General features: G+C 58.3%; 22 protein-coding genes. 6 read left to right on the forward strand and 16 right to left on the reverse strand.

All coding sequences use genetic code 11. The features are described from left to right. Positions 1-6 precede the first annotated feature (6 nt). Entirely contained in the window at positions 7-567 is a 561-nt protein-coding gene (ilvN, locus tag ACR0AM_RS01495; RefSeq protein WP_209503637.1) for an acetolactate synthase small subunit, read from the forward strand. 313 nt (positions 568-880) lie between these two features. Beyond that, positions 881-1,600: a helix-turn-helix domain-containing protein gene (locus ACR0AM_RS01500; RefSeq protein WP_480553750.1), complete on the forward strand. Its 720-nt coding sequence runs from the start codon at positions 881-883 to the stop codon at positions 1,598-1,600. Between the two features lie 9 nt (positions 1,601-1,609). Here ACR0AM_RS01500 and ACR0AM_RS01505 read toward each other — a convergent pair whose 3' ends face one another. From ACR0AM_RS01505 to ACR0AM_RS01540, 8 genes are all read right to left on the reverse strand, one after another. Further along, positions 1,610-2,395 (reverse strand): DUF2189 domain-containing protein, encoded by a 786-nt coding sequence (locus ACR0AM_RS01505; RefSeq protein ID WP_480621937.1) that lies wholly within the window; start codon positions 2,393-2,395, stop codon positions 1,610-1,612. Positions 2,396-2,417: 22 nt separating this feature from the next. After that, positions 2,418-3,818, reverse strand: coding sequence for an amidase (locus ACR0AM_RS01510; protein ID WP_480621938.1), 1,401 nt, complete (start codon positions 3,816-3,818; stop codon positions 2,418-2,420). Positions 3,819-3,920: 102 nt separating this feature from the next. Beyond that, positions 3,921-4,625, reverse strand: a complete 705-nt coding sequence (locus ACR0AM_RS01515; RefSeq protein ID WP_480621939.1) for a M50 family metallopeptidase — start codon at positions 4,623-4,625, stop codon at positions 3,921-3,923. Position 4,626: 1 nt separating this feature from the next. Further along, positions 4,627-5,754: a peptide chain release factor 2 gene (gene prfB, locus ACR0AM_RS01520; protein WP_480473323.1), complete on the reverse strand. Its 1,128-nt coding sequence runs from the start codon at positions 5,752-5,754 to the stop codon at positions 4,627-4,629. A gap of 94 nt (positions 5,755-5,848) precedes the next feature. Beyond that, positions 5,849-6,241, reverse strand: a complete 393-nt coding sequence (locus ACR0AM_RS01525) for a RidA family protein (protein ID WP_480603294.1) — start codon at positions 6,239-6,241, stop codon at positions 5,849-5,851. 15 nt (positions 6,242-6,256) lie between these two features. Continuing rightward, the gene (locus ACR0AM_RS01530; RefSeq protein ID WP_480621940.1) at positions 6,257-8,746 is read right to left on the reverse strand and encodes a penicillin-binding protein 1A; all 2,490 of its coding nucleotides are present in this window, start codon (positions 8,744-8,746) and stop codon (positions 6,257-6,259) included. A gap of 94 nt (positions 8,747-8,840) precedes the next feature. After that, positions 8,841-10,061, reverse strand: a complete 1,221-nt coding sequence (locus ACR0AM_RS01535) for an N-acetylmuramoyl-L-alanine amidase (protein ID WP_480621941.1) — start codon at positions 10,059-10,061, stop codon at positions 8,841-8,843. A gap of 66 nt (positions 10,062-10,127) precedes the next feature. Continuing rightward, positions 10,128-11,291 (reverse strand): pyridoxal phosphate-dependent aminotransferase, encoded by a 1,164-nt coding sequence (locus ACR0AM_RS01540; RefSeq protein ID WP_480621942.1) that lies wholly within the window; start codon positions 11,289-11,291, stop codon positions 10,128-10,130. Here ACR0AM_RS01540 and ACR0AM_RS01545 point away from each other — a divergent pair. Both ACR0AM_RS01545 and ACR0AM_RS01550 read left to right on the forward strand, forming a co-directional pair. Continuing rightward, positions 11,290-12,672 carry a M48 family metalloprotease gene (locus tag ACR0AM_RS01545; RefSeq protein WP_480553758.1) on the forward strand — a complete coding sequence of 461 codons (1,383 nt, stop codon included), beginning with the start codon at positions 11,290-11,292 and terminating at the stop codon, positions 12,670-12,672. The genes ACR0AM_RS01540 and ACR0AM_RS01545 overlap by 2 nt on opposite strands. Next, positions 12,669-13,427 (forward strand): DsbA family protein, encoded by a 759-nt coding sequence (locus ACR0AM_RS01550; RefSeq protein WP_480621943.1) that lies wholly within the window; start codon positions 12,669-12,671, stop codon positions 13,425-13,427. Before ACR0AM_RS01545 ends, ACR0AM_RS01550 begins: the two co-directional genes overlap by 4 nt. A gap of 57 nt (positions 13,428-13,484) precedes the next feature. Here ACR0AM_RS01550 and ACR0AM_RS01555 read toward each other — a convergent pair whose 3' ends face one another. From ACR0AM_RS01555 to hemA, 4 genes are all read right to left on the reverse strand, one after another. Then, on the reverse strand, positions 13,485-14,303 hold the full coding sequence (locus ACR0AM_RS01555; protein WP_480473337.1) for a DUF2189 domain-containing protein: 819 nt from the start codon (positions 14,301-14,303) through the stop codon (positions 13,485-13,487). A 166-nt stretch (positions 14,304-14,469) separates the two neighbouring features. Next, positions 14,470-15,591 carry a flavodoxin-dependent (E)-4-hydroxy-3-methylbut-2-enyl-diphosphate synthase gene (gene ispG / locus ACR0AM_RS01560; RefSeq protein ID WP_480473338.1) on the reverse strand — a complete coding sequence of 374 codons (1,122 nt, stop codon included), beginning with the start codon at positions 15,589-15,591 and terminating at the stop codon, positions 14,470-14,472. A 71-nt stretch (positions 15,592-15,662) separates the two neighbouring features. Next, positions 15,663-16,868 (reverse strand): helix-turn-helix domain-containing protein, encoded by a 1,206-nt coding sequence (locus ACR0AM_RS01565; protein WP_480553760.1) that lies wholly within the window; start codon positions 16,866-16,868, stop codon positions 15,663-15,665. Positions 16,869-16,997: 129 nt separating this feature from the next. Continuing rightward, positions 16,998-18,221, reverse strand: coding sequence for a 5-aminolevulinate synthase (gene hemA / locus ACR0AM_RS01570; protein WP_480473341.1), 1,224 nt, complete (start codon positions 18,219-18,221; stop codon positions 16,998-17,000). 326 nt (positions 18,222-18,547) lie between these two features. Here hemA and ACR0AM_RS01575 point away from each other — a divergent pair, with 326 nt between their 5' ends. Further along, positions 18,548-19,933, forward strand: a complete 1,386-nt coding sequence (locus ACR0AM_RS01575; protein ID WP_480473343.1) for a M20/M25/M40 family metallo-hydrolase — start codon at positions 18,548-18,550, stop codon at positions 19,931-19,933. A 153-nt stretch (positions 19,934-20,086) separates the two neighbouring features. Here ACR0AM_RS01575 and lpdA read toward each other — a convergent pair whose 3' ends face one another. Then, positions 20,087-21,481 carry a dihydrolipoyl dehydrogenase gene (gene lpdA / locus ACR0AM_RS01580; RefSeq protein WP_480517424.1) on the reverse strand — a complete coding sequence of 465 codons (1,395 nt, stop codon included), beginning with the start codon at positions 21,479-21,481 and terminating at the stop codon, positions 20,087-20,089. Positions 21,482-21,696: 215 nt separating this feature from the next. Here lpdA and ACR0AM_RS01585 point away from each other — a divergent pair, with 215 nt between their 5' ends. Beyond that, on the forward strand, positions 21,697-22,131 hold the full coding sequence (locus ACR0AM_RS01585; protein ID WP_480517426.1) for a hypothetical protein: 435 nt from the start codon (positions 21,697-21,699) through the stop codon (positions 22,129-22,131). Between the two features lie 38 nt (positions 22,132-22,169). Here ACR0AM_RS01585 and ACR0AM_RS01590 read toward each other — a convergent pair whose 3' ends face one another. The 3 genes from ACR0AM_RS01590 to queA form a co-directional block, all read right to left on the reverse strand. Then, entirely contained in the window at positions 22,170-22,745 is a 576-nt protein-coding gene (locus ACR0AM_RS01590; RefSeq protein ID WP_480476775.1) for a DUF924 family protein, read from the reverse strand. A gap of 109 nt (positions 22,746-22,854) precedes the next feature. Beyond that, positions 22,855-24,132, reverse strand: coding sequence for an MFS transporter (locus ACR0AM_RS01595; protein ID WP_480492996.1), 1,278 nt, complete (start codon positions 24,130-24,132; stop codon positions 22,855-22,857). A gap of 108 nt (positions 24,133-24,240) precedes the next feature. Next, positions 24,241-25,290, reverse strand: coding sequence for a tRNA preQ1(34) S-adenosylmethionine ribosyltransferase-isomerase QueA (queA, locus tag ACR0AM_RS01600; RefSeq protein ID WP_480621944.1), 1,050 nt, complete (start codon positions 25,288-25,290; stop codon positions 24,241-24,243). Positions 25,291-25,323 lie beyond the last annotated feature (33 nt).

The following is a 25,323-nucleotide window of genomic DNA, read 5'->3' on the forward strand; positions in this document are numbered from 1 at the left end:
ACATAAATGTCTGCCCTACATATCAAAAAAGGCTCCAACCGCCATTCGGCCTATAACCTACGGCCTACTTTTTCGGACGTGCAGGAACGCCACACCATTGCCGTGCTGGTCGAAAACGAACCCGGTGTCCTGGCCCGCGTGATTGGGCTGTTCTCGGGGCGTGGATATAACATCGAAAGCCTTACCGTGGCCGAGGTGGATCACACAGGACACCTGAGCCGCATCACCATTGTCACCACCGGCACGCCGCAGGTGATCGAGCAGATCAAGGCGCAGCTGGGCCGGATCGTGACTGTCCATGACGTGCATGACCTGACGGTCGAAGGCCCGTCGGTTGAACGCGAACTGGCCATCATAAAAGTCGTGGGAGAAGGCGACAAACGCGTCGAGGCGCTGCGCCTGGCTGACATCTTCCGCGCCAATGTGGTCGACAGCACTCTGAACTCTTTCATCTTCGAGATCACCGGCGCGCCGGACAAGATCGACGCTTTTGCTGACCTGATGCGCCCGCTGGGCCTGATGGAAATCGCCCGCACCGGTGTGGCGGCCCTACTGCGCGGCGACTGAACAACGTACCCGCCTTGGTACTTTTCTTGCACCCAAGGCGGGAACACTATTTGAGGTTGGTGGGCATTTTTAAAACCAACCCACGCGCCCTTCTATGCGCTAAATTTGCCATAGGGCCGGCTTTTCCAAATAAGGATCAGGTATTTTCACATAAAGCCTATTGCCATTGCACTTAATGGCATTAGCCTCGATGCCGCAACGCGACGTGGGGATACGTTGCTTGGGGTCAATCTGTACGATTTTTGAATGCGCGCCAGGGTCTGGCCCGGTGTTGCGATGGTTTTTCGGGAAACTCAGCAAGGCGTGGGCATCCATGACCGACGACATTCGCAGCCCGTCTGAACTTCGCGCGATGTTTGGTGCGAACCTGCGGCAACTGGCACGAAGGTATCGGTCAGTCTCAGCACTGTGCCGCAAGCTTGGCGTGAATCGGACGCAATTCAACAGGTATCTTTCGGGTGAAAGTGTTCCACGGCCGGATGTTCTGGATCGCATCTGCCGGTTTTTCGACGTGGATGCGCGCATTCTCCTGAAGCCGCTGGACGAAATTGAAAAGATCGAGGACCACCCCGCAGCGGCGGCCTTGACCGAGTTCCTGGGATCAGGTGTGGACATGATCGCCAGAACTGCGTTTTCTCCGGGGTTTTATGCCGTGATCGAAAGCGTCTCGGCCTCGCACCGTATGACCTTGCTGCACGCCCGACCACTGGCCCAATGCACGTTGATACGCGGATATGTGTCGCGCGCCGCGATGCCCGAAGCAACACCACAGGCGCGCGAAATACAGGGGATCGTCGCCTGCACCGGCAGTTCCGTCTATATGCTGACCTCTCAGCGAGCGGGTCAGAACAGTCGTGTTTATATGATTGCACCCGATCCGACGGGAACAGCAGTTCAGTGGCGCGGCACGGTCATAAGCCCGGCCAACCCTTCGACACCGGAACCCGTGGTTCTGAAATATCTCGGGCACGATGCAACGGCGATTTTCGCCGCTGCACGGTTGTCGACCAACAATCCGGCACAGTATCCCTGACCGGTTTTCTCAGGACGATGCGTCCTCGCCTTCGACTTGGGTGATTTGCCTATACAGGTGCCAACTGGCGTGGCCCAACAGTGGCAGGACCACCAGAAGGCCCAGAAACCAGGGCACCATGGCCAGAAACGTCAAAACAGCGATGATCACCCCCCATGCCAGCATCACCGGAAAGTTCCCGGACACATAGGTAAAGCTTGCAATCATTGCCGTGACAAAATCCAACTCGCGATCCAGCAGCAATGGGATCGACAAAACGGTGATCATATACAGAACGGTTGCGAAAACCGCCCCGCCCACCGTGCCCACAGCCAGCATTGTCAGGCCATTCGCCGTCAGAAAGACCTCAAGCGAGGATGACACGTTTGTCATCGTGGCCAGCCCAAGGAACAGGGCAAAGATCATGTGCCCCAGAAAAAACCAGAACAGAAACACCACGACGATGATGGCGCAGATCGACGGCAATTGCCTACGGCTTTGTTGCAGCACGACACCAAAGATTGCGCCAAGATCCAGCGGTTCACCCTGTTCCAGCCGGTGCGACACCTCGTAAAGGCCAACAGCGGCAAACGGGCCGATCAACGGAAAGCCAATTGCTGCCAGAACCAGCCAGAAGGTTGTACCAGTCTGGATGGTGACCCATGCCATCGCCCATCCCGCAAGCACGTAGAAACCGGCAAAGATCAACCCGAACTGCGGCGCACGCCGAAAGTCGGCCCAGGCGCGCCCCAACGCGGCGCGTAGCATGGCAGTATCTACCGGACGCATGTCCGGAACGCCAAATGGCTTTTCCATTAAGTCTCCTCCCTGATCGGCGTTATGACATCGCCGGCCTCTTGTTGGGCCAGTCGGTTTCGGCGTGATAGGCCGCCCCGACCGACAGCAATTTCTGATCCGATCCTTTTGGTCCAAACAGTTGAAAGCCCATGGGCAGGCCCTGCACACCAAATCCGGCAGGCGCGGCCAGACAAGGCAAGCCGATCAGGCTGACCGGTACCGTGACATGCATCCAGCGATGATATGTATCCATTGCGCAGTCCGCGATCCGTGTGGGGTATGGTGTTTCAATCCCAAACGGCCAAACCTGTGCGGATGGCAGGACAAGGGCATCAAACTGCTCAAACAGTTCAGCCGCGCGCCGGAACCAGTCTGACCGGATAACACTGGCGTGATGCACATCCATGGCACTCATCGTTAGACCCCGATCCAGCTCCCACTGGGCTGTGTCTTTCAGGTGGTCCCGTCGTTCAGCCAAGGGTTCAAGCCCTGCGGCAACGCTCCAGGACCGCAGGGTAATCCAACTGGTCCATAACCGTTCGGCATCGAAAGGCGAGGCGACATGTTCAACGCGCGCGCCGAGCATTTCGAACACCTTCAACGCATCCCGGCACAGCTCAAGAATTCCGGCCTCTGTTGGAAAGGCCCCGCCCCAATCGCCCAGCCAGCCAATGCGCAGCCCGCTCAGATCTGCTGCGACCAGCGGTGACACCGGCGTACAATCTCTGGCCAGCGGCAAGCGTGGATCAGGCCCCGAGATCACATCGAGCAGGAGACCCAAATCTTCGGGACTGCGCGCCATCGGGCCCAGCGTGGACAGTTGATGCAGGAAACTGTCACCCACAGGATCAGACGGCACCCTGCCCCAGCTTGGGCGAAAGCCATAGATGTTGTTCCACGCCGCCGGGTTGCGCAGGCTGCCCATCATGTCGGACCCGTCGGCCAATGCCACCATACCCGTCGCCAAAGCCACTGCTGCTCCACCGGATGAGCCACCGCAGGTGAAACTGGCATCATACGGGTTGCGCGTCGCACCATAGACCGGGTTGAACGTGTGCGAACCCAGCCCGAACTCCGGCGTGTTGGTCTTGCCGATCAGGATGGCGCCCGCGGCCCGCATCCGAGCGGCAATCAGATCATCCCTGTCAGGGACGACATCCCTGAAAACAGGCGATCCATGCGAAGAGACAATACCTGCTACATTGACCAAATCCTTGACGGCAATTGGCAAGCCGTGCAGCGGGCCAGCGACGGGGCCGCTGTCGCGGGCCTGTGCTTCGGCCATCAGCTCGCCCTTGTCCCGCAGCGCCACTATGGCGTTCACCCCACCGTTGACCTTGGCAATGCGATCCAGCGTGGCCTGCATGACTTCCATGGCCGAAACCTGCCGGGTAGCCAGTTGGTTCAGAAGCTCTGTTGCAGATATCCGGGTCAGGTCCATAACACGCCAGTCTGTTGTTGTTCTTCAACAGCCTAGCGAGCGGCTCACCTCATTTAAACCCACTGTTTAGATGTATCTTTTCTTGCTTAACATACAACGGCATCACAACGCTTTGCCGTGCAATGGCAGGTTGCTGTTCCGGCCCAGCCAATACCGTAGACAAAGGGCAATGGCGCCACCACTCAACACCAGCCAGACGCCACCCCACAGCATCGCGGTGCCGCCGAATTCCTCGGCCAGCAGGAACGCGTCCGAGCGCGCACCGGATCGTCGGATGGTGTCATCAAAGATATCAAACGGCACGTAGATCATGCTGGTCAGCCCGATGACGCGCAGCACCAGATCACTGACCTCGTGGCTCATAAACCACGCTGTCGCAATCATTGCCGTCCCGACCCCTGCGCAAAACAGTAAGGCGAAAGCATCGCGTATGTACAGCAGTGCGATCAGACACATGATTGCGCCGAAAACAGCCAGAACAGCACGGTCAGCATTTGTCCGCAAGGCGATGATCAAAAGCGCAATGCCAAACACAAGCGAGCCGAGACACCCGGCGGACAGGCTGAGAAATCTGCTGCCGCCCCGGCCGATCACCATTCCGCCTTGCTGGGGTGAAATCGTGAAACTCTCGACCGAGCCGCCAGTCAGTAGGATTGTCCCGGCATGAGACAGCTCATGCAGAAAAACGACCAGAATTTTAAGCGGAACAACAACCGGCGTATTCCAGAGCGCAAAGACCAGACCGGTGATCAGGATAAGCTGCCAGTGCCCTTTCAGCAGGTCCAGAAGGGAACGCTGGCGCGTCACCTTAGCTGTCGCCCTGCGCCTCGGATCGGCTTTTGCCTGCCACGTTCAGGGCCAAGGTTGCCGCCATGAATCCGTCCAGATCGCCGTCCAGAACGCCTTTGGTATCCGAGGTTTCGTGATTGGTTCGCAGGTCCTTTACCATCTGATAGGGCTGCAACACGTAAGACCGGATCTGGTTGCCCCAGCCTGCGTCGCCCTTGGCCTCGTGCGCGGCGTTGATATCCGCGTTGCGGCGATCCAGTTCCTGCTGGTACAGACGCGACTTCAGGGCCTTCATGGCAATATCGCGGTTCTGGTGCTGGGACTTTTCCGAGCTGGTCACAACAATCCCGGTCGGGATGTGTGTAATCCGGACGGCCGAGTCGGTGGTGTTCACGTGCTGGCCACCTGCCCCCGAAGACCGGTAGGTGTCGATGCGGATATCGGCCGGGTTCACCTCGATCTCGATATTGTCGTCGACCACCGGATAGACCCAGACCGAGCTGAACGACGTGTGGCGCTTGGCCGCCGAGTCATAGGGCGAAATCCGCACCAGCCGGTGCACGCCGCTTTCCGATTTCAGCCAGCCATAGGCGTTGTGACCGGAAATCTTGTAGGCTGCGGATTTGATACCCGCTTCTTCGCCCGGTGTCTCGGATTGCAGCTCGACCGTGTAACCCTTTTTCTCGGCCCAGCGCACATACATGCGCGCCAGCATCGACGCCCAGTCGCAGCTTTCGGTTCCCCCTGCGCCCGAGTTGATTTCGAGGAAGGTATCATTGCTGTCAGCCTCACCGTCCAGCAGCGCCTCAAGCTCTTTTTTGGCGGCCCTGGCTTTCAGCGTCTTGATCGCCGCTTCGGCATCCTGAACGACTTCTTGGTCTTCCTCCATCTCACCCAACTCGATCAGTTCGATATTGTCGCTGAGATCGGTCTTGATGGATTCATACGTCTCGATTGCATCGACCAGCATCTGCCGCTCGCGCATCAGTTTCTGCGCGTTTTCAGGGTTATCCCAAAGGTTGGGGTCTTCGACGCGTGCGTTGAATTCCTCAAGGCGATGCGGCGCGGTTTCATAGTCCATACGCTGCGCCAGCAGCTCCAGCGACTTTTTGATATCCGCCACGATGTTCTGGGTTTCGGCGCGCATGGTCTTGTCCCAACTTGCTCAATCAGGCCTGCGTGATAGCAAGAGGTGCGAGACACCACAAGACAGGCTGGATGCTGAAACAGCTATCGTGCTTTCAATCTGAAAGATGAGCAATCGCCCGAATTTCCACCAGCGCCCCTTCCCGTCGCAATCCCGCAACTTCAACTGCGGTCCAGGCCGGGTACGGCGCGGTCAGTACCTCAAGGCGCACGCGATCAAACAGGTCGAAATGATCCCGCATTTCAACGTGGTATGTCGTCATCTCGACGACCGCATCCAATCCAAGGCCGGCTTCCTTCAAAACCTCTGCAATCTTTGCAAAGGCGTTTCGGAATTGTTCTTCCGGATCGCTTGGCATGGAGCCGTCCGCCGCGTTTCCGGTCATGCCGGTTAGAAACACGTGCTGGCCCGAGAGGACGCCCGGAGAAATGCTCAACTGTCCGGGTGCCCCCAGCAAAGAGTGCGGAATCAGCGGGATCTTAGCCAATTGGAACGCACCTTGTCAGTAAAGCCCGCCGGTGCTCAGGTCCCCTTGGGAAGCTTTCGGTCCAACGGTCACGGTCTCGCCCGTTGACGTCTGAACCTGAACCCCCGCGCGCTGCACTTCTTCAAACAATGGCAGATCCGATCCGATGGCAAAACCACCATCATAGACACGGTCGATGAATCCATCGACACCGTCGCGGAAGAATTCAGCCACGACATAATCACCGGTGGCATCATCTGGCAGGCGGGCCCCGCTGAAACGGTCGATCTTGATGAAATGGCCGCCTTCGGGCACTTCAAACGGACCGCCGCCATATTTCTCGACCGCTTTTTCCATGAAGCTCTGGAAGACCGGGCCGCACAACGTGCCACCATAGGCCCCACGTCCCATCGGACGCGGTCGATCATAGCCGATGTAGCAACCCGCCACGATGTTCGACGTAAAGCCGATGAACCACGCATCCTTGGAGTCGTTGGTGGTTCCGGTTTTGCCTGCTGTTGGCACCGGCAGATTCACTACGCCGGATGCTGTCCCGCGATCCACCACGCCCTTCATCATCGATGTCAGCTGATAGGCGGTGATCGCATCCATGACCTGCGCGCGATCCGTGACAAGGGTCGGCGATTCATCTGGTTCCAGCCAGGTCGAGTTACAGTCCAGACACTGACGGTCATCGTGGCGATAGATGGTTTTTCCGAACCGGTCCTGAATGCGGTCGACTAGAGTCGGTTCCACACGTTGGCCGCCATTGGCGAACATCGCATAGGCCGCGACCATCTTGTAAAGCGTGGTTTCCTCGGCCCCCAGCGAGTTGGCCAAAAACGCGCCCATCCGGTCATAGACACCGAACCGTTCCGCATAGCCGGCAACAACGGGCATTGTAACTTCCTGCGCCAGACGGATGGTCATCAGGTTCCGCGACTGTTCGATCCCTGTTCGCAAAGGTGTAGGGCCGTAGAACTTGTTGGAGGAGTTCTTGGGGCGCCACAGACCCTGCGGCGTGTTCACTTCGATTGGCGCATCGACAACGATGGTCGCGGGGCTGTATCCGCTGTCCAGCGCAGCAGCATAGACAAACGGCTTGAACGACGATCCCGGCTGACGCTGTGCCTGTGTGGCCCGGTTGAACACGGTATCCTGATACGAGAACCCGCCCTGCATCGCCAGAACACGACCCGAGTTCACGTCCATCGCGACAAAGCCGCCTTGTACCTCGGGCACCTGGCGCGCCGACCATTGCCCATCTTCACCCGCAACGACAAAAATGACGTCACCGCGCTTGAAGTTGGCGGCAAAATCACCCTGCATCCACTTGATGTCCGCGCGCGGGATAATCCCTTCGGCAGGACCTTCTTCGACACCAACGGTCAGTTGCTGGTCGGTCACGCCCAGAACCACGGCTGGATACCAACGGGTTGGCAGAATAACGTCGCGCGGAATTTCCATGGCCGCCAGCGCCTCGCGCCATTGCGCCTCATCCGCCAGTTTTTCTTCCGGGATCACGTCACCTGTTCCGCGCCATTTGCCACGGGAACGGTCGTATTTCTCAAGCGCCTCGCGCAGGGCCCGTGCGGCCTCAACCTGCAATTCCTCATCCACCGAGGCACGCACGGTGAAACCCCCGGTAAAGAACTCGCCTTCACCAAAATCTTCGCTCAGCTGGCGGCGGATTTCGTCGGTGAAATAGTCGCGGGGCGGCAGGGCCGTACGGAAGCTTTCAAAATCTCCGTTCTGGACCGAGCGCAGAGGCAGCTCGACCTCGGCCTCATAGGTCGCCTGATCAATGTAACCGTTCTGCCGCATCTCACGTAACACGTAGTTGCGCCGGGCCAGAAGGCGTTCTTTTTCCCAAACGGGGTGGTAATCTGACGGCGCTTTGGGCATGGCAGCCAGCATGGCGGCCTCATGCGGGGCCAGTTCCTGCAGAGTCTTGTTGAAATAGGTCTGCGCGGCGGCAGTCACACCGTACGAGTTCTGGCCCAGAAAGATCTCGTTCATATAAAGTTCGAGGATCTGTTCCTTGTCCAATGTATCCTCAAGCCGGGTCGCAAGAATGATTTCCTTGATCTTGCGCTCGGCCCGGCGGTCACCGGACAGCAGAAAGTTCTTCATGACCTGCTGCGTGATGGTCGACGCACCGCGTACGGTTTCGCCCTTGGTCCGCACCGCCTCGACCCCGGCGGCAATAATGCCGCGCGGGTCATAGCCCTGATGGTTGTAGAAATTCTTGTCTTCTGCCGAAATAAACGCCTGCTTCACCAGATCCGGGATTTCCTCGGATGGCGTAAACAGGCGGCGTTCCTGCGCGAATTCATCAATCAGCTTGCCTTCACCCGAATAGATCCGGCTGATCGTGGGTGGTTTGTACTGTGCCAGTGACTCGTGGCTGGGCAGGTCGCGCCCATACATCCAGAACACCGCGCCGATCACCAGCGCGGCCATGAAAATACCCAATGTCACGAGGCTGAAAATCGCCCCGAAAATCGAAAGAATGAACCGGATCACGTTACTGCCTTTTTTTCGCGGTGCCGCATATATAGTGATGCGCCGCCCAAGGGTCAAAACACCGAGCGTATTCTAGCCGTTTTACGCCGCAAGGTCACTGACCAATAAGGGATTTGCGGATCACATCCTGCTGGCGCCAATCCTCAAGCCCCCGATGAATTCCCAGCGCCATTCTTGCCCGCCAATCAGGATCTTTGAGGTTCTTCAGGTCTCTGGGACTGGACAGAAATCCAAGCTCGACCAGAACCGACGGGATGTCCGCCGCCTTGAGTACTGAAAAAGATGCGGTACGCAAGGGTTTGCCGTTCATCGGCCCGCCTTGTTGTGCCAGGCCGTTTGCGATGGCCTTGGCCAGCGCGCTTGTGCGTGGCATCGTTTCCTGACGGGCCATGTCCAGCAGAACATCGGTGACCTGATCATCCGCCCCGTTCAGATCGATACCGGAAATCAAATCCCCACGGTCGTGCCGTTCCGCCAGCTTCGCACTGGCCACATCCGAGGCATCGTTAGACAGGGTATAAACCACCGCGCCATGCGCCCGCCCCTCGGACAGGGAATCGGCATGAAGCGAGATGAACAGGTCCGCACCGGCCCGGTGCGCCAGTGCAATTCGACGCTCCAGCGAGACGAACTGATCGTCGACCCGCGTCAGAACCACCTCGTATCCGCCTGATCTTAGAAGAACTTCGCGCAGCTCACGCGCGAAAGTCAGCATAAGGGTCTTTTCATCAATCGCGTCAGTCTCGGCCCCCGGATCAATGCCTCCGTGGCCCGGATCCAGCATGACACGCAAGGGTCTGTCGGCACTGCGCACCGCGGCTTGCGGCACATCCGCCGGTTCCGGCAGGTCCCAGCCCGGGTTTCGTGGCGCACCTGCCGAGGCGTTGAAGGCATCGAAATCCGTCCCCTTAAGGTCGAGCGAAAGCAAAGCGGCCCCCGAATCCTCTACCACCGACAATTCTGCCGTCGCCACTGCCATCGGAGCACCCAACTCCAGCACCAGTCGTGACCATCCCGGAACATACGCACCGAACTGCACAGCGCTAATGCGATCAGATTGCAGAAAATCTTCGCGGGTCAGCCCGGCCCAGTCCACTTCGTTGAAGTCCAGAACCATACGGTAGGGATCCTGCAAGGTGAAAATCCTGTAGGGAACGCCCTGACTGAGGGCGATGTCCACCCGAACACCGGTACGCCCGACATCCGTAATACGGCTCTGGTCAGGCTGGACACGCGCCAACGCGCTGAAATCCTGCGCAATGGCACCACCAGCCAACGCCCAGAACAGCGCAATGCTAAAGAAGATCCTGCTCATGGCCTCAAGTTTTCCCGAGATCGTTTGTCGGGCACCCTATACCACAAGCGGCGGTTTGTGAACGGTTCAGGCCCTTTCCCTGACAGCACCGCGCCGGGTCATAAACTGACGCAAACGCTCAAGCCCTTCCTGAATGTCATCCGTCGCGCGCGCATAGGAAAAACGCAATGCGGTATGGCCGCGCTGCGGGTCGAAATCCAGCCCTGGCGTCACGGCCACACCGGCCAGATCCAGAATCTCGGCCGCAAATGTGCGGCTGTCGTCGGTCAGGTCGGATACATCTGCATAAACATAAAACGCCCCGTCGGGCGGCGCTATGTTCGAAAACCCGGCCTTGGGCAGCCCGTCCAGCATCAGCGCGCGATTGCGGCGGTACACATCCAGATTGGCTTGCAACTCGTCGTCGCAATCCATCGCAGCCAGCGCTGCGACCTGGCTGGCATGAGGGGCGCAGATGAACATGTTCTGAGCAATCCGTTCGACCACGCGCACCTGATCCTCGGGCACCACCATCCAGCCTACGCGCCATCCGGTCATCGAAAAGTATTTCGAGAACGAGTTGATCACATAGCATTCATCTGTCAGTTCCAGCGCCGTCACGGCTTTGGCTTCGTATTCCAGCCCGTGGTAAATCTCATCACTGATGAACGACGCGCCCTGCCCGTGCGCCGCCTGGATCAGGGTGCTCATGGCGGCACGGTCCAGCATCGTACCGGTCGGATTTGCGGGCGAGGCAACCATCAGCCCTTTCAGGTCCATCCCCTGAATATCCGCCGCCACGGGCTGCAACCTGTTTTCCGGCGCGGTCGGCAGGTCGACCGGGACCAGCCCTAGCGCCTTCAGGATCTGGCGATAGGACGGATAGCCGGGCGCCCCGATACCGACACGGTCACCGCTGTCGAACAATGCGGTAAAGGTCAGCAGGAATCCGCCGGACGAGCCAGGTGTGATCACCACCCGCTCTGGGTTCAGATCGACATTGTACCAATCCCCGTAAAGCCGGGCGATCCGCTGCCTCAGGGCGGGCAGACCCAGGGCAACCGTATAGCCCAGCGGGCCTTGCTCCATCGCCGCGGCCAAAGCCTCGGTCGCGCCCTTTGGCGCGCCGGTTCCGGGTTGGCCGACTTCCATGTGGATCACGTGGCGACCCGCCTCTTCGGCCTTGCGTGCCGCCTCCATCACATCCATCACGATGAAGGGATCGACCCCGGACCGGGTTGAGTTTCTCATGCCCATCTCCCATGTTGCAGTCATGGCTTTTGAGCGCGTATCCCGGTTGGCGTCAATCCCGGCCCTGATGGTTGCCGTTGTCGTCTGGCTGGCGGCAGCGATGCAATCGCACGCGCAGAGCCTGATCCGCGACCCTGATATCGAACATGGCCTGCGTGAACTGGCCTTTCCGGTGTTGCGGGCTGCGGGGCTGAACACGAACCGGGTTCAGATTCTGGTCGTAAACGACAACACGTTCAACGCATTCGTCATCGACTACAACGCGATTTATGTGAACTACGGGCTGATTCTGACCGTCGAAAGCCCTGAGATGTTGCAGGCTGTCATCGCCCACGAGGCCGCCCATATCTCTAATGGTCATCTGGCGCGACGGGCTGAGAACCTGAAAGCCGCGCAGCGCAACGCCAGCCTCGGCACGGCTTTGGCCCTGCTGGCTGCAGCGGCGGGTGGGGGCGAGGCCGCCATCGGGATCGCTGCTGGCACCCAAGGCGCGGCAATCCGCGGTTTTCTGGGTCACACCCGCGCGGAAGAGGCATCCGCCGACCGCAGCGCCGCAAGTTACCTGCGATGGGCCGAAATCTCGCCCAGCGGGATGGTGGAGTTGCACCGAAAGTTCGCCGGTCAGGAACTGCTGAGTGTCGCCAACCAGGACCCCTATATGCGATCACACCCGACAAGCCGTGATCGTCTGCGCGCCGCTGAGGCTTTCCTGGATGAGTTTGGCGACCGAGCCGTTCCAAACCCCAATGCGGATTACTGGTTTGCGCGGGTTAAAGGCAAGCTGTCGGCCTTTCTGCGGTCGCCCAGTTGGACCTTGCGGCGCGCCGGCGAAGAACCCTACCGCGACATCCGCCTGATGCGAGAGGCTTCGGCCTATCATCAGAATCGCGATCTGTCCCGCGCTCGTGCCGCGATAGACTCGGCGCTTGCCGAGCGTCCTGATGACCCGTTCTATTACGACCTGAAAGGGCAAATCCTATTGGAAAACAGAAGGGTAAGCGAGGCTGTTAAAGCTTATGCAAGCGCTGTTGAAATGGCACCTAACAATGCGTTGATCCTTGCGGGCTATGGGCGCGCACTGTTGGCGCAAGGGGAAACAAAACAGGCATTGAATGCACTGGAACAGGCGCGTGCGCGCGACTTTCGTAATGCACGCCTGATGCAGGACCTGGGTGTGGCTTACGCGCAGGTCGGAAATAACGGCATGGCTTCGACCGTGACGGCAGAGCGCTATGCGCTGCAGGGTCGGATGGAGGATGCCGGAATTCACGCGAAACGGGCCGTGGCGCAATTGCCGGAAGGCTCTCCGGGTTGGCAAAGGGCTCAAGACGTGTTGATTGCCTCAGAACGACTCAAGAAAGATAAAAGGAAACGGAAATGATCCTCAGACATGCTGCACCTGCCCTTCTGGGGCTTTCCATGGCGGCGACCTCAGCGCAGGCGCTGGACCTGAACGCGATGAATGATGCCGAAAAGGCAGAGTTTGGCGCTCAGGTACGCGAATACCTGCTGGAAAACCCCGAAGTCATTATCGAGGCAATCAATATCCTCGAACAGCGAAACGCAGTGGCCGAAGCGGCCGCAGACAAGGAACTGGTTGCCGCCAATGCGGCCGAACTGTTCGACGACGGCTTTAGCTGGGTTGGGGGCAACCCGGATGGCGATATCACACTGGTCGAGTTTATGGACTACCGCTGCGGCTATTGCCGTCGCGCTGTACCCGAAGTGGCAAACCTGTTGGCCAGTGATGGCAATATCCGGTTTGTGATCAAAGAACTGCCAATTCTGGGCGACGCTTCTGTTTTGTCCTCGCGCTTTGCTGTGGCCACCAAGCACGTCGCTGGTGGTGACGCCTATAAACAGGTTCACGATGCGCTGATGGAATTCAGCGGCGAACCCTCAGAAGTAACTCTTCGCCGCATCTCTGACGGGCTGGGTCTGGACAGTGACGCGATCATCGCCGCGATGGACAGCGACAGCGTCACGGATGAGATCAGCCGCACCCGCGCCCTGGCGCAACGGATGCAGATTTCGGGCACGCCCTCATTCGTGTTGGGAACCGAGTTGCTGCGCGGCTATCTGCCTGCCGATCAGATGCAGCAGATTGCAGATGGCGTTCGCGCAGAACAGGGTTGATAGGTATTGGGGGCGGCACAGCTGCCCCCAGACAAAAAGGCGGACTGATCGCTGACCTCAGCCGTCTACCGGTTCCACGGCCCGTTGATAGAGATGCCACGTGGTATGGCCAAGGATCGGCAAGGTAAAGATCAAGCCCATAAACGCCGGAACCATCGACAACAACATTGTGACCGAGATGATCGCTGCCCAGCCGAGCATGACCACAGGGCTTTCCGAGACGACGCGTAAAGACGTCAACATGGCTGAAACGAAATTTGTTTCCCGGTCCAGAAGCATGGGCATGGCGACGACAGTGACCGAAAACAAGACAGCCGACAGAAACGCCCCGACACAGGTGCCGATTGCTAGGAATGTCCAGCCCTGCGGGGTGAACAAGATGATGTTCAAGAATCCGTCAAAATCCGAAAAGGATGAATTCTGCAGGATGATCGCAAGCCAAAGCCGGACCTGGTAAACCCAAACCCAGAAAATGAACAGCGTAACAAAGGCCATCCAGCCCATTTCGCGCTTGCGTTGATCGGCCATGACTGTGAGGATTTCATACCAGCCAAATTTCTCTCCCTTCTGTAACCGCCGGGACATCTCATAAAGTCCTGCAGCGGCGAAAGGCGCGACCAGAGGAAACCCGACAATCGCTGGGATGATCATCCAGATCTTGCCAAGCCAGACCAAGCTCCAGACCATCAGGATGCCGAAAGCCGCATAGAAAAACCCGAAGAAACCGCTCATGAAGGGGCGCGCCAGAAAATCGGAGAACCCAGCTTTTAGCGACGCCTTTATATCATCCGAAGTAACCCGATTGACCTTGGGCATGGCCTGCTGGTGTGGCGTCAGGTTCTCAGGTGGCGTAGGGCCTGCGGTCTTGGATGTCATGACACACTCCTCCCAAAGCATGGGTCCGCGCTGTTCTGTTTACCGACTGAACCGGCGGCGAAACAGGCATCGTTCGGTCACGAAACAAGTTTGCAACAGCTCAGGCATCAGGGCAAGGGATGAGTAAGGTCGCTATGTCTGCCTTACCGACACAGCCGACCCCACACTACTCCGCCGCTTCCGCAGCCGCGTCCAGTTCCGCGGCTTTCTTTTCGACCTGCTCCACGATGTGGTCGATCATCTGATCGTTGGACATCTTATGGCTGGCCTTGCCCGCCAGATAGACCATCCCGGATCCTGCCCCGCCACCGGTAAACCCGACATCGGTCATCAGCGCCTCGCCCGGTCCGTTGACCACGCAGCCGATGATTGACAGGCTCATCGGTGTCTTGATGTGTTCCAGACGACGTTCCAGCGCCTCGACGGTCTTGATAACGTCAAACCCCTGCCGCGCGCAGGACGGGCATGAGATGATGTTGACGCCACGGTGGCGCAGACCAAGGGATTTGAGGATTTCAAAGCCGACCTTCACCTCTTCCACCGGATCGGCAGACAGGCTGACGCGGATCGTGTCGCCGATCCCCATCCACAGCAGGTTGCCCAACCCGATGGCGGATTTGATGGTGCCGGACACCAGTCCGCCCGCCTCGGTGATACCCAGATGGATGGGCGCATCAGTGGCTTCGGCTATGCCCTGATACGCGGCGGCGGACAGGAATACGTCGCTGGCCTTCACACTGATCTTGAACTCGTGAAAATCATTGTCCTGAAGGATGCGGATATGTTCCAACCCGCTTTCGACCATCGCCTCGGGGCACGGTTCGCCATATTTCTCAAGCAGGTGCTTTTCCAGGCTGCCTGCATTTACGCCGATGCGGATCGAGCAATTGTGGTCGCGCGCGGCCTGAATGACTTCTTTCACCCGACTTTCATCGCCGATGTTGCCGGGATTGATACGCAGACAGGCAGCGCCTGCCTCGGCCGCTTCGATACCACGGCGATAGTGAAAATGGATGTCCGCAACGATGGGCACCGGGCTTTCGCGCACGATTTCTTTCAATGCCTTAGCCGACGCCTCATCTGGGACTGAAACGCGCACGATATCCGCGCCAGCCTCGGCTGCGGCCTGAACTTGCGCCACCGTTGCCGCCACATCGGTGGTCAGGGTGTTGGTCATGGTCTGAACGGCGATCGGGGCATCCCCCCCGACGGGAACGTTACCGACCATGATTTGACGGGATTTACGACGATATATGTCACGCCAGGGGCGCACGTGATTAAGGGACATAAGGACGGATCCGCGTCTGCCTGAGTTGCGACTGTAGATAGTCCGGCAAAGGGGTTACCGCAATGGCAAGATCACTCGGCGGGCGCTTCTGTCGCCTCGGTTTGCAGTTCAGCCACCAATTGCTTGAGAGCGCTGTTCTGTTCCGCCTCAAGATCGGCAACGGCATAAACTTCAGACACCGCGTCTTTCGAAAGGATCACCCCTTTGGCAACCGTGCCGGGTGCCCCTGCCGGGCCATAGTGCTCGCCGTTCATTGAGAAATAAACCGATCCCGACGCCCCTGCCCGCAACAGCGGTGGTTCTTCCGTTAGCGGAACCTCAAAGACACTGCCTTGCTCGACCGTTCCAAGGGTCCCTTCGAAAATAACACTGCCATCCGCCGCCGTCACCCGCATCCAAGAAGGATCGACAGCAACGATTTTCAGCATGGTATCAATCTGTTCCACGACCTGCGGCAAGGATGGTCGTTCAACCGTGTGCACTTCGGCGACTTCGAACTGCGGCAGGCTTGGCGGGCGGAAGGTTCCGACATCGCGTGGATCAAGGGTCGAAATCGGCGCATCGCGGGCAACCAGAACCGGAACATCCAAGGCCTGCGGACGATAGAGGCGGTCCAGTGCCTCGGTGTTCGCCGCAGCAACCGCATCATCGACAACGCCGCCGCGCACGGCATCCAGCGGATCAAGGTCGGAAAGCACCACAGGCGCTTGTTCAACCGGGCTGACCTGTACCTGCTGGATCTTGTTCAGAACCGCCCACCCGCCATAGCCGATGCCACCAATAACCGCCAAAAGCACCAGCGACGATCCGATAGCGCGCGGTTCAATCTGACTGACCAGAGATTCCTTGCCCGGAATATACGGCGTATTGGGCGAGATGAAGGGATCGCGCCCCATTGGCCCACGCGCCGGAAGCGCGCCGGTCGGCTTTCGCACCACCGAAGCCTCGGCCGACATGCCATGCGCGACCGAAAAACCGCTTTCCGCGCAGAAAGTCGAGAAGGTTTCATCCGGGTTCATCCCCAGATAACGCGCGTAAGAACGCACATACCCGGCGATAAAGCCGGGCGTGTCAAAGGCATCAGGATCTGCGTTTTCGATGGCAGCAATGTAGTTGGCTTTGATCCTCAGCTCGCGCTGAACATCCAACAGGGATTTGCCCATGGTTGCGCGTTCGCCGCGCATCTTGTCACCAAGGCGTACCTCGTAGTCGTCAAACCCTTTCGGTCTGACATCTACATCCTCATCAGATTCGCGCTGTGATCTGCGCCCAATCATTCCTGCTGCCCCATTCTGCCTGTCGCGTGTTTCGCGTTAGCGGCGAATCATCCCCAAAACGATTCGTCCGCCGATTTTGTTAGCGTAAGCTTAACACGCGGCAAATACGTTGCACACTTTGGCGTGAGGTTAACCGGCAAGTTCGGCGCGATTTAGCGCACAATGTGACCAAAGTTCGTCCATCGCCTGTACCAGACGGTTCATTTCGTCAGGCCCATGCACCGGAGAAGGGGTAAAGCGCAGACGCTCGGTTCCGCGCGGAACGGTCGGGAAATTGATCGGTTGCACATAAATGCCGTAATCATCCAACAGCATATCGCTGAGCTTCTTGGTATGGACCGGGTTTCCGACGATCACGGGCACGATATGGCTTCCGTGGTCGATCAGCGGTAGCCCCATCCCCTTCAACCGCAGCTTGAGGATTTTGGCCTGCGTCTGATGCTGCTCACGCAGTTCAGGTGCAGTTTTCAGGTAGGCAACAGATGCAGCAGACCCGGCCGCAACCGCAGGTGGCAGGGACGTGGTAAAGATAAAGCCCGGCGCATATGACCGCACGGCGTCGCACATCTTGGCGCTGGCCGCGATATAGCCGCCCATCACGCCATAGGCTTTTGCCAGCGTGCCATTGATGATGTCGATCCGGTGGGCAAGGTTATCGCGCTCGGTCACACCGCCGCCGCGCGGGCCATACATGCCTACTGCATGCACTTCATCAATATAGGTCAGCGCACCGAATTCATCCGCCAGATCGCAGATCTCTTCGATCGGACCAAAATCGCCGTCCATGGAATAAACCGACTCGAATACGATCAATTTGGGTGCGGCCGGATCGTCCGCCTCAAGCAGCTCGCGCAGATGCGCCACATCATTGTGCCGGAAGATGCGCTTGGCCCCGCCATTCCGGCGCACGCCTTCGATCATCGAGGCATGGTTCAGCGCGTCAGAGTAGATGATCAGGCCCGGGAACAGTTTAGGCAGCGTGCTGAGCGTTGCGTCATTGGCGATATAGGCGCTGGTAAAAAGCAGCGCGGCTTCCTTGCCGTGAAGATCGGCCAGTTCAGCTTCAAGCCTTTTATGATAAACCGTGGTGCCCGAGATATTGCGCGTACCGCCTGAACCTGCACCGGCTGCATCAACAGCTTCGTGCATTGCATTCAGAACGACCGGGTTTTGCCCCATGCCCAGATAATCGTTGCCGCACCATACGGTGATGTTCTGCTGTGACCCGTCCGGACGTGTGCGCACCGCGTGGGGAAAATGCCCATTGCGACGTTCGATATCAATGAAGGTCCGGTAACGACCTTCATCATGCAGCCTGGCAATCGCTGAATCGAGCTGAGCAGTATAGTCCAAAGGACCCTCCTTGAACGCCCGTATCCGGTTTCCCATTGGGCGATATTTTCGCCACCTCCCACAGCTTACCCTGTTTCGGTGGCTTTGTGTTCCCTTATTCAGCTGGTTACAGCCGAAAAGGTGAACCCAACTTTGATTTGCATCAAATATAAGTTTGCACTCCATCCGACAAGTAAAGTTACGGCCATCGAACGCGTGGAAACGACGCAGGTCTCGCCTCCCTACCCAAAGCTTACGCTGCCGGGCCGCAATTCGTGTCAACAACTCTGGACGGCGCCGACAACGCTGCTAGGGTTCGCGGGAACAAAAACAGGCAGGAGCCCCCCATGTCGCTAGACGCCGTGTTGAACCGGATTGACGAAGATCTGCAAACCTCGATCGACCGCCTGATGGAACTGCTGCGCATCCCGTCGATCTCGACCGACCCCGCATACAAGGCCGAGGTCAGCCGCGCCGCGGACTGGCTGGTCGCCGATCTGAACAGCATCGGGATTGCGGCAGAGAAACGGGAAACACCGGGCCACCCGATGGTTGTTGGCCACGTGGGTGAGGACGCGACTGCGCCGCATTTCCTGTTTTATGGCCACTACGATGTGCAGCCGGTCGATCCGTTGAACCTGTGGAACCGGGATCCGTTCGATCCCGCCATTGAGGACACCGAAACCGGACCGGTCATCCGCGGTCGCGGAGCGTCAGACGACAAAGGCCAGCTGATGACTTTTGTCGAAGCCTGCCGCGCCTGGAAGGCCGTACACGGATCCTTGCCCTGCCGCATCACTTTCTTTTTCGAGGGCGAAGAAGAATCAGGCTCGCCCTCACTGGTTCCTTTCCTCAAGGAAAATGCCGCCGAACTCAAAGCGGATCTGGCGCTGGTCTGCGATACATCCATGGTATCACGCGGCGTTCCGTCGATTGCGGCGCAGTTGAGGGGCATGCTGAAGGACGAGTTTACCATTGTGGGGCCGCGCATCGACCTGCATTCCGGCCACTATGGCGGCCCGGGCCTGAACCCGCTGCGCGAACTGTCGAAAATCGTGACCTCTTTTTATGACGACGAAACCGGGCGGATCGCTGTCGACGGGTTCTACGAAGGCGTGCATGAAGTACCCGAAGACCAGTTGCGCCAATGGCAGAATTGCGGCTTCGACGAAGCGGATTATCTGAATTCGGTCGGCTACACCCAGCCGCATGGCGAAAAGGGTTACTCCACCTTGGAGCAACAATGGGCACGACCAACGCTCGAAGTGAACGGGCTGTGGGGTGGTTATAACGGTGCGGGCTCCAAAACCGTTATTCCGTCCAAGGCCCATTGCAAAATCACCTGCCGGCTTGTTGGTGACATGGACCCGGACGCGCTGCGCGCCAAAATCCGCAAACATGTCGAGGATCAGCTATCCCCGGACGCCAAAGTGGTCTGGGATAACGATATGGAAGGGTCTCCCGCTTCGGTCATGAATATCACCCGCCCCGAATTCGAAGCCGCGCGCGGCGCATTGTCGGATGAATGGGACCGCGAGGCAGTGTTCACTGGAATGGGGGGATCAATCCCTGTTGTCGGCTATTTCAACACCGTTCTGGGGCTCGACTCGATGCTGGTTGGCTATGCAAACGAAGATGATGCCATCCATTCGCCGAACGAGAAATATGACGTGAAAAGCTTCCACAAGGGCATCCGGTCATGGGCGCGCATTCTGGATGCTTTGAACAAATAGGTCTTATGCGAGGCTCTGCCTCGCGCTCCGGGATATTTGCAGCCAGATGAATAAAGGATCCCTGCTTCATCTGGCCAAAAATATCCCGGGGGAGGCGCGCGGCACGCGCGGCGGGGGCAGAGCCCCCAACCCTGACGGGGAACTACGCCGATCTTACATATGGATCACGCGACCATAGGCATCCAGCACACTTTCGTGCATCATCTCTGACAGTGTCGGGTGCGGGAAGACGGTGTTCATCAGGTCTTCTTCCGTTGTCTCCAGCTGGCGACCGACCACGTAACCCTGAATCAGTTCGGTAACTTCGGCACCGATCATGTGGGCGCCCAGCAACTCGCCTGTTTTCGCATCAAACACGGTTTTGATCAGCCCGTCCGGCTCACCCAAGGCTATGGCCTTGCCATTGCCGATAAAGGGAAAGCGGCCGACTTTGATGTCGTAACCCAGCTCTTTGGCCTTTGCTTCGGTATATCCAACCGAGGCAACCTGAGGCTGGCAATAGGTGCATCCCGCGATGCTTTCGGGTTTGACCGGGTGCGCATGTTGACCCGCAATGAGGTCCGCGACCATGACACCCTCGTGGCTTGCTTTATGTGCAAGCCAGGGCGCGCCTGCGATGTCACCGATCGCATAAAGGCCCTCAACGCCGGTGCGGCAATACTCGTCCGTAACCACATGTGTCCGGTCGATCTTGACGCCCAGAGCTTCCAGACCAAGGTTTTCGATATTGCCAACGATCCCGACAGCCGAGATCACTGTGTCGAACTCTTGTTTCTCGACCTTGCCCTTTACCTCGATATGCGCGGTCACTTTCCCCTTGCCACGGTCCAGCTGCTTGACCATGGCTTTTTCCATGATGGTCATGCCCTGTTTGGTGAACGCCTTCTTGGCCAATGCGCTGATTTCGGCGTCTTCGACCGGCAACACCCGGTCCATCACCTCGACAACTGTGGTGTCTGCGCCCAGCGTATTGTAGAAGCTGGCAAACTCGATGCCGATCGCACCAGACCCGATGACGAGCAGTTTTTTCGGCATCCGCGGCGGTTGCAGTGCGTGCTTGTACGTCCAGACCAGATCGCCGTCAGCTTCAAGGCCCGGCAGTTCCCGCGCCCGTGCCCCGGTTGCGAGAATGATGTTCTTGGCGGTCAGTTCCTCGGTGCCTTTGTCGGTCTTGACGCTGACCTTGCCCTTTGCTGGGATCGTGGCCTGCCCCATTACAACGGCAACCTTGTTCTTCTTCAGCAGATGGCCAATGCCTCCTGACAGCTGCGCGGCCACGCCACGGGATCGTTTGACCACCGCGTCCAGATCATATCCGATCTTTTCGGCTTTCAGACCGAAATCCTTGGCGCGCTCCATCAGATGGAACACTTCGGACGACCGCAACAGCGCCTTGGTCGGAATACAGCCCCAGTTCAGGCAGATCCCCCCCAAATGCTCGCGCTCGACCACTGCGGTTTTCAGGCCCAGCTGGGCTGCGCGGATTGCAGCGACATAGCCGCCGGGGCCAGCCCCGATTACGATCAGATCATAGGATTGTGCAGCCATGTGTTCCTCTCGGCGCAGGAGTTGAAAATTTAGTTTACCATTAAACTATTATTCGGAACGCATCAACACACCGTTCCCGCGACAAATAGGACGCAGGGTAAGCGATGCCTGAACTTGCGGATTTCAGCCTATACCCCGGGCCATGCAATGGCTAGAAAAGAAACGCCGACACCGGTCGGACCTATTCTTTTCTCAACCCATTCAAGGGGCTGACCATGGCCAAAACTCTGAAAGATCTGCTGCTTGCCCTGCTCAATGCCACATTGATACTTGTTGCGCTGTGCCTGTTTCTGGGCTGGAAACTGGCGTCCAAAGCCGAAAACATCACTGCTGAAGTCTCGCAAACGGTTCAGGCCTTGGCCCCCATCCGGGATGAGGCGAAGGGCATTCGGGACGAGCTTGCGGCGTTGCGGACTGATTTGGCGGCGCTTTCACAGCAAGACACGTTTGCAGACAGCCAAGCCGCGCAAAACCTCCGGGCAACGCTGGGGCGCCTGAATGCAGCAGAACAGAAGCTGCAAACGGTTCAGGAGCGGATTTCGGAACTGGCTGACACGCCAGAAATGCTGATTGCGCAGGCGATCCAAACCGGCGCCGATATCGCAGCGGAACGCGTTTTGGCATTGCGGGGATGCACACCTGAGTCATAAAGCGCAGCCGTGACCAAAGATCGGTTGCGGCTTCGCGTTCAGCCCGTAGCTTGTAGTTCGCGCACGGTCGTGCCGTACCCGCCCATATCGACATAGGCAGTTTCATGCGGAGTCGAGCTGCGGGACAGCGCCGCGTTCCGATACGGGAAACGACCGAACTTGCGGATCACCTCGCGATGCGCTCTGGCGTGCAGCAGGTTGCTTGCGTCGCTGCTCATGTTTTGGCAGATCAGACGCACACAGCGTTCCTGATCGCACAGGTTTTCCGAGTGCATCATCGGCAGGTAAAAGAACTGTCTGGCTGGTTCGTCGATCTTCTTGTCCCAGCCTTTGTCGACTGCGCATTTCGCCGCCGCCAATGCCGCACGATCGGTCGAGAAGGCACGCGCCTCCCCTCGGAACATGTTACGCGGGAACTGATCTGTCAGGATGATATAGGCCAGCGCCCCGCTGGGATAAGTCAGCCAGAGCGAAAACCGACCCGCTGCCGCTGCTTCCCAAGTTGACTGAAACCGCGCCCGAATGTCTGCGTCCAGCGCCTCATTTTCAATATACCAGCCCTTAGGGCCAACTTCATCTAACCAAAAACTCAATACTTCTTCAGGCGTTACCATTGCCTCAAACTCCGTCAATTGCCCGCGCCCCAGACGTAACGTCATTTAAGTCCCTTTTACAGAACTGTTACAGTAACATATTGCAACACAACCGACATAATTTCGTGTCTCAAGCGGTTTCGCGCGCACCTTCTTCGAACTCTGCTTCTGCCGCCTCAATGGCAACTTCCTGTGCAACCTCGAATGCAACGGGCGATGCAGTGGGATAAAGCGTCGACATGGTGCCGGTTTCATCAACAGGAACTGCTGCACGCTGGGTCATCCGGTAGACCGAATAGGCGGCCAATGCGACAAGCAACACGGCAATGATCAGGAAAAAGCCCGGCGGGCCAAAGACTGCGTCACCCATCAGCCAGCCTGTGATAACGGGTCCGGTAATTGCCCCAAGGCCGTTGATGAAGATCAGACCACCGGATGCCGCGGCCATATCCTCGTATTCCAGAAAATCGTTGGTGTGCGCAATCAGCAATGAATACAAAGGGTTGGTCATTCCGCCGATCACAAAAGCAGACGCCAGGAGGATTTCGAAGGAAAAGCCATAAAGCATACCACTGACGGCGCCAACTGCCCCGGTTGCCGCGACCAACAGGATCAGTAAACGCCTGTCCATCCGGTCGGAAAACCAGCCCAGCGGGTATTGCAGGACAATTGCCCCAACATAGAACGCCGCCACAAATGCCGAGATCTCAACCAAGGACAGACCGGCCTGGGCCCCGTAAACCGCAGACATCCCGAATTGCGCCGAGAACACGCCGCCTAGCAGGAACATGCCGACACACCCCAGCGGAGAGCTTTTCATCAATTCCCGCAACGTCATCGGCTTGGTAGTATCGAATGCAGGCGTTGGCGAAATTGACAGCAAAATCGGTGCGAAAGATACCGAAACAAGGATCGAGGCGATCACGAATGTTTCGTATCCGGCAGGGTCGCCCAACAGGAAAAGGCCCTGCGCGCCGATGATACCCAACATCTGAACGATCATGTAAAGCGACAGGGCCTGACCGCGGTTTTCATTATTGGCTGCGTTGTTGAGCCAGCTTTCCGCAGTGACGTAAACGCCCGAAAAACAGAACCCGATCACTACGCGTCCCAGAACCCAGGCGATCGGGTCTGCCAGCATCGGGTACATGATCATCACGGCAGAAATGAAAGACGCCAGCGCCGCAAAGACCCGCACATGACCAACACGCCGGATCATCTCGGGCGCAAGCCGTGAACCACCCAGAAAACCAACAAAATATGCTGACATTACAAAAGACATCTCAAGGGTCGAAAACCCCTCGAGTTGTCCGCGAACACCCAGGATCGTGCCCTGAAGGCCGTTTCCGACCATCAGCAACCCCATGCCGAGCAACAATGCCCATGCGCTGGACAGAACCTGAATCATTTGGGCCTCCGATAGGTGCCAAGCTGGTTTGAGTTTTGTTCTGCGATCAAAGACCGCTTCCATCGCGCTTGTCTACGACATTCCCTGTCGGTGATGCCGTATGCGCGCCTATCCGGGGATCAAAAGCGACGCATCGCCATAAGAAAAGAAACGGTATTTCTGCGCGATGGCATGGGCGTAAACCTCGCGCATCCGATCCTGACCCATCAACGCCGAAACCAGCATCAACAACGTGGATTTCGGCAGGTGAAAATTTGTCATCAGCGCATCGGTCACGTGAAACCGGAAACCGGGATAGATGAAGATATCGGTGTCACCTTCCCACGGTTCGATCGTGCCCGAACGCGCAGCACTTTCGATCAGGCGCAGGGCGGTGGTGCCCACCGGGATGACACGCCCGCCCGCAGCTTTTGTCGCCTGTATCTCGGCAACAGCCTCGGCGCTGACCTGCCCCCATTCGGCGTGCATCTTGTGGGTTGTCACATCCTCGACCTTGACCGGCAGGAAGGTTCCGGCGCCAACATGCAGGGTCACATGTGTGACGGCGACACCCCGTTTCGACAAAGCCTGCATCAGGGCATCGTCAAAATGCAACGAGGCGGTCGGGGCTGCCACCGCACCGGACCTGCGGGCCCAGATGGTCTGATAATCCGTCTTGTCCTGCTCGTCCGCCGGACGTTTGGCGGCGATATAGGGCGGCAGCGGCATCGCACCGGCCTGATCCAGCGTCTTGTCGAAATCCTGACCACTGAGATTGAAGCGCAAGTAGGCCTGCCCGTCTTCCACCCGATCCAGCGTCGCGCTAAGATCGGCCGAAAACACGATCTCTTCCCCCGGCTTCACTTTCTTCAATGGCTTGATCAGCGCAGACCAGGTGCCATCGGCCTGCGGGTCCAGCAGAGTGGCCTCGACCCCGGCGGAAACCGGGCCTTGCGCGCTGTCTCTGTGGCGCCGCCCGTTCAGGCGCGCCGGGATAACGCGCGTGTCGTTCAGCACCAGCCGGTCGCCCGGCCGCAGGAAATCGGGCAGGTCGAACACGTGGCTGTCCACTGTGGCACCCCCCCGCGCCACAAGAAGGCGCGCAGAGGATCGCGGGCTGGCAGGCCGCGTGGCAATCAGGTCGTCGGGCAGGTCGAAATCAAAATCGCTGAGCTTCATGACCGCGCCTTACAACCCCACAAAAGATTCGGC

The sequence above is a fragment of the Ruegeria sp. AD9 genome, assembly GCF_056542305.1.

Bases quoted from the DNA above. Each gene is read 5' to 3' on its own strand.
- ilvN (WP_209503637.1), top strand. From the start codon at position 7: ATGTCTGCCCTACATATCAAAAAAGGCTCCAACCGCCATTCGGCCTAT.
- ACR0AM_RS01575 (WP_480473343.1), top strand. From the start codon at position 18,548: ATGTCGCTAGACGCCGTGTTGAACCGGATTGACGAAGATCTGCAAACC.
- ACR0AM_RS01500 (WP_480553750.1), top strand. From the start codon at position 881: ATGACCGACGACATTCGCAGCCCGTCTGAACTTCGCGCGATGTTTGGT.
- ACR0AM_RS01545 (WP_480553758.1), top strand. From the start codon at position 11,290: ATGCCCATCTCCCATGTTGCAGTCATGGCTTTTGAGCGCGTATCCCGG.
- ACR0AM_RS01535 (WP_480621941.1), bottom strand. From the start codon at position 10,061: ATGAGCAGGATCTTCTTTAGCATTGCGCTGTTCTGGGCGTTGGCTGGT.
- ACR0AM_RS01595 (WP_480492996.1), bottom strand. From the start codon at position 24,132: ATGATTCAGGTTCTGTCCAGCGCATGGGCATTGTTGCTCGGCATGGGG.
- ACR0AM_RS01585 (WP_480517426.1), top strand. From the start codon at position 21,697: ATGGCCAAAACTCTGAAAGATCTGCTGCTTGCCCTGCTCAATGCCACA.
- ACR0AM_RS01565 (WP_480553760.1), bottom strand. From the start codon at position 16,868: ATGATTGGGCGCAGATCACAGCGCGAATCTGATGAGGATGTAGATGTC.
- ACR0AM_RS01505 (WP_480621937.1), bottom strand. From the start codon at position 2,395: ATGGAAAAGCCATTTGGCGTTCCGGACATGCGTCCGGTAGATACTGCC.
- lpdA (WP_480517424.1), bottom strand. From the start codon at position 21,481: ATGGCTGCACAATCCTATGATCTGATCGTAATCGGGGCTGGCCCCGGC.
- prfB (WP_480473323.1), bottom strand. From the start codon at position 5,754: ATGCGCGCCGAAACCCAGAACATCGTGGCGGATATCAAAAAGTCGCTG.
- ACR0AM_RS01540 (WP_480621942.1), bottom strand. From the start codon at position 11,291: ATGAGAAACTCAACCCGGTCCGGGGTCGATCCCTTCATCGTGATGGAT.
- ACR0AM_RS01555 (WP_480473337.1), bottom strand. From the start codon at position 14,303: ATGACATCCAAGACCGCAGGCCCTACGCCACCTGAGAACCTGACGCCA.
- queA (WP_480621944.1), bottom strand. From the start codon at position 25,290: ATGAAGCTCAGCGATTTTGATTTCGACCTGCCCGACGACCTGATTGCC.
- ACR0AM_RS01590 (WP_480476775.1), bottom strand. From the start codon at position 22,745: ATGGTAACGCCTGAAGAAGTATTGAGTTTTTGGTTAGATGAAGTTGGC.
- ACR0AM_RS01510 (WP_480621938.1), bottom strand. From the start codon at position 3,818: ATGGACCTGACCCGGATATCTGCAACAGAGCTTCTGAACCAACTGGCT.
- ispG (WP_480473338.1), bottom strand. From the start codon at position 15,591: ATGTCCCTTAATCACGTGCGCCCCTGGCGTGACATATATCGTCGTAAA.
- ACR0AM_RS01550 (WP_480621943.1), top strand. From the start codon at position 12,669: ATGATCCTCAGACATGCTGCACCTGCCCTTCTGGGGCTTTCCATGGCG.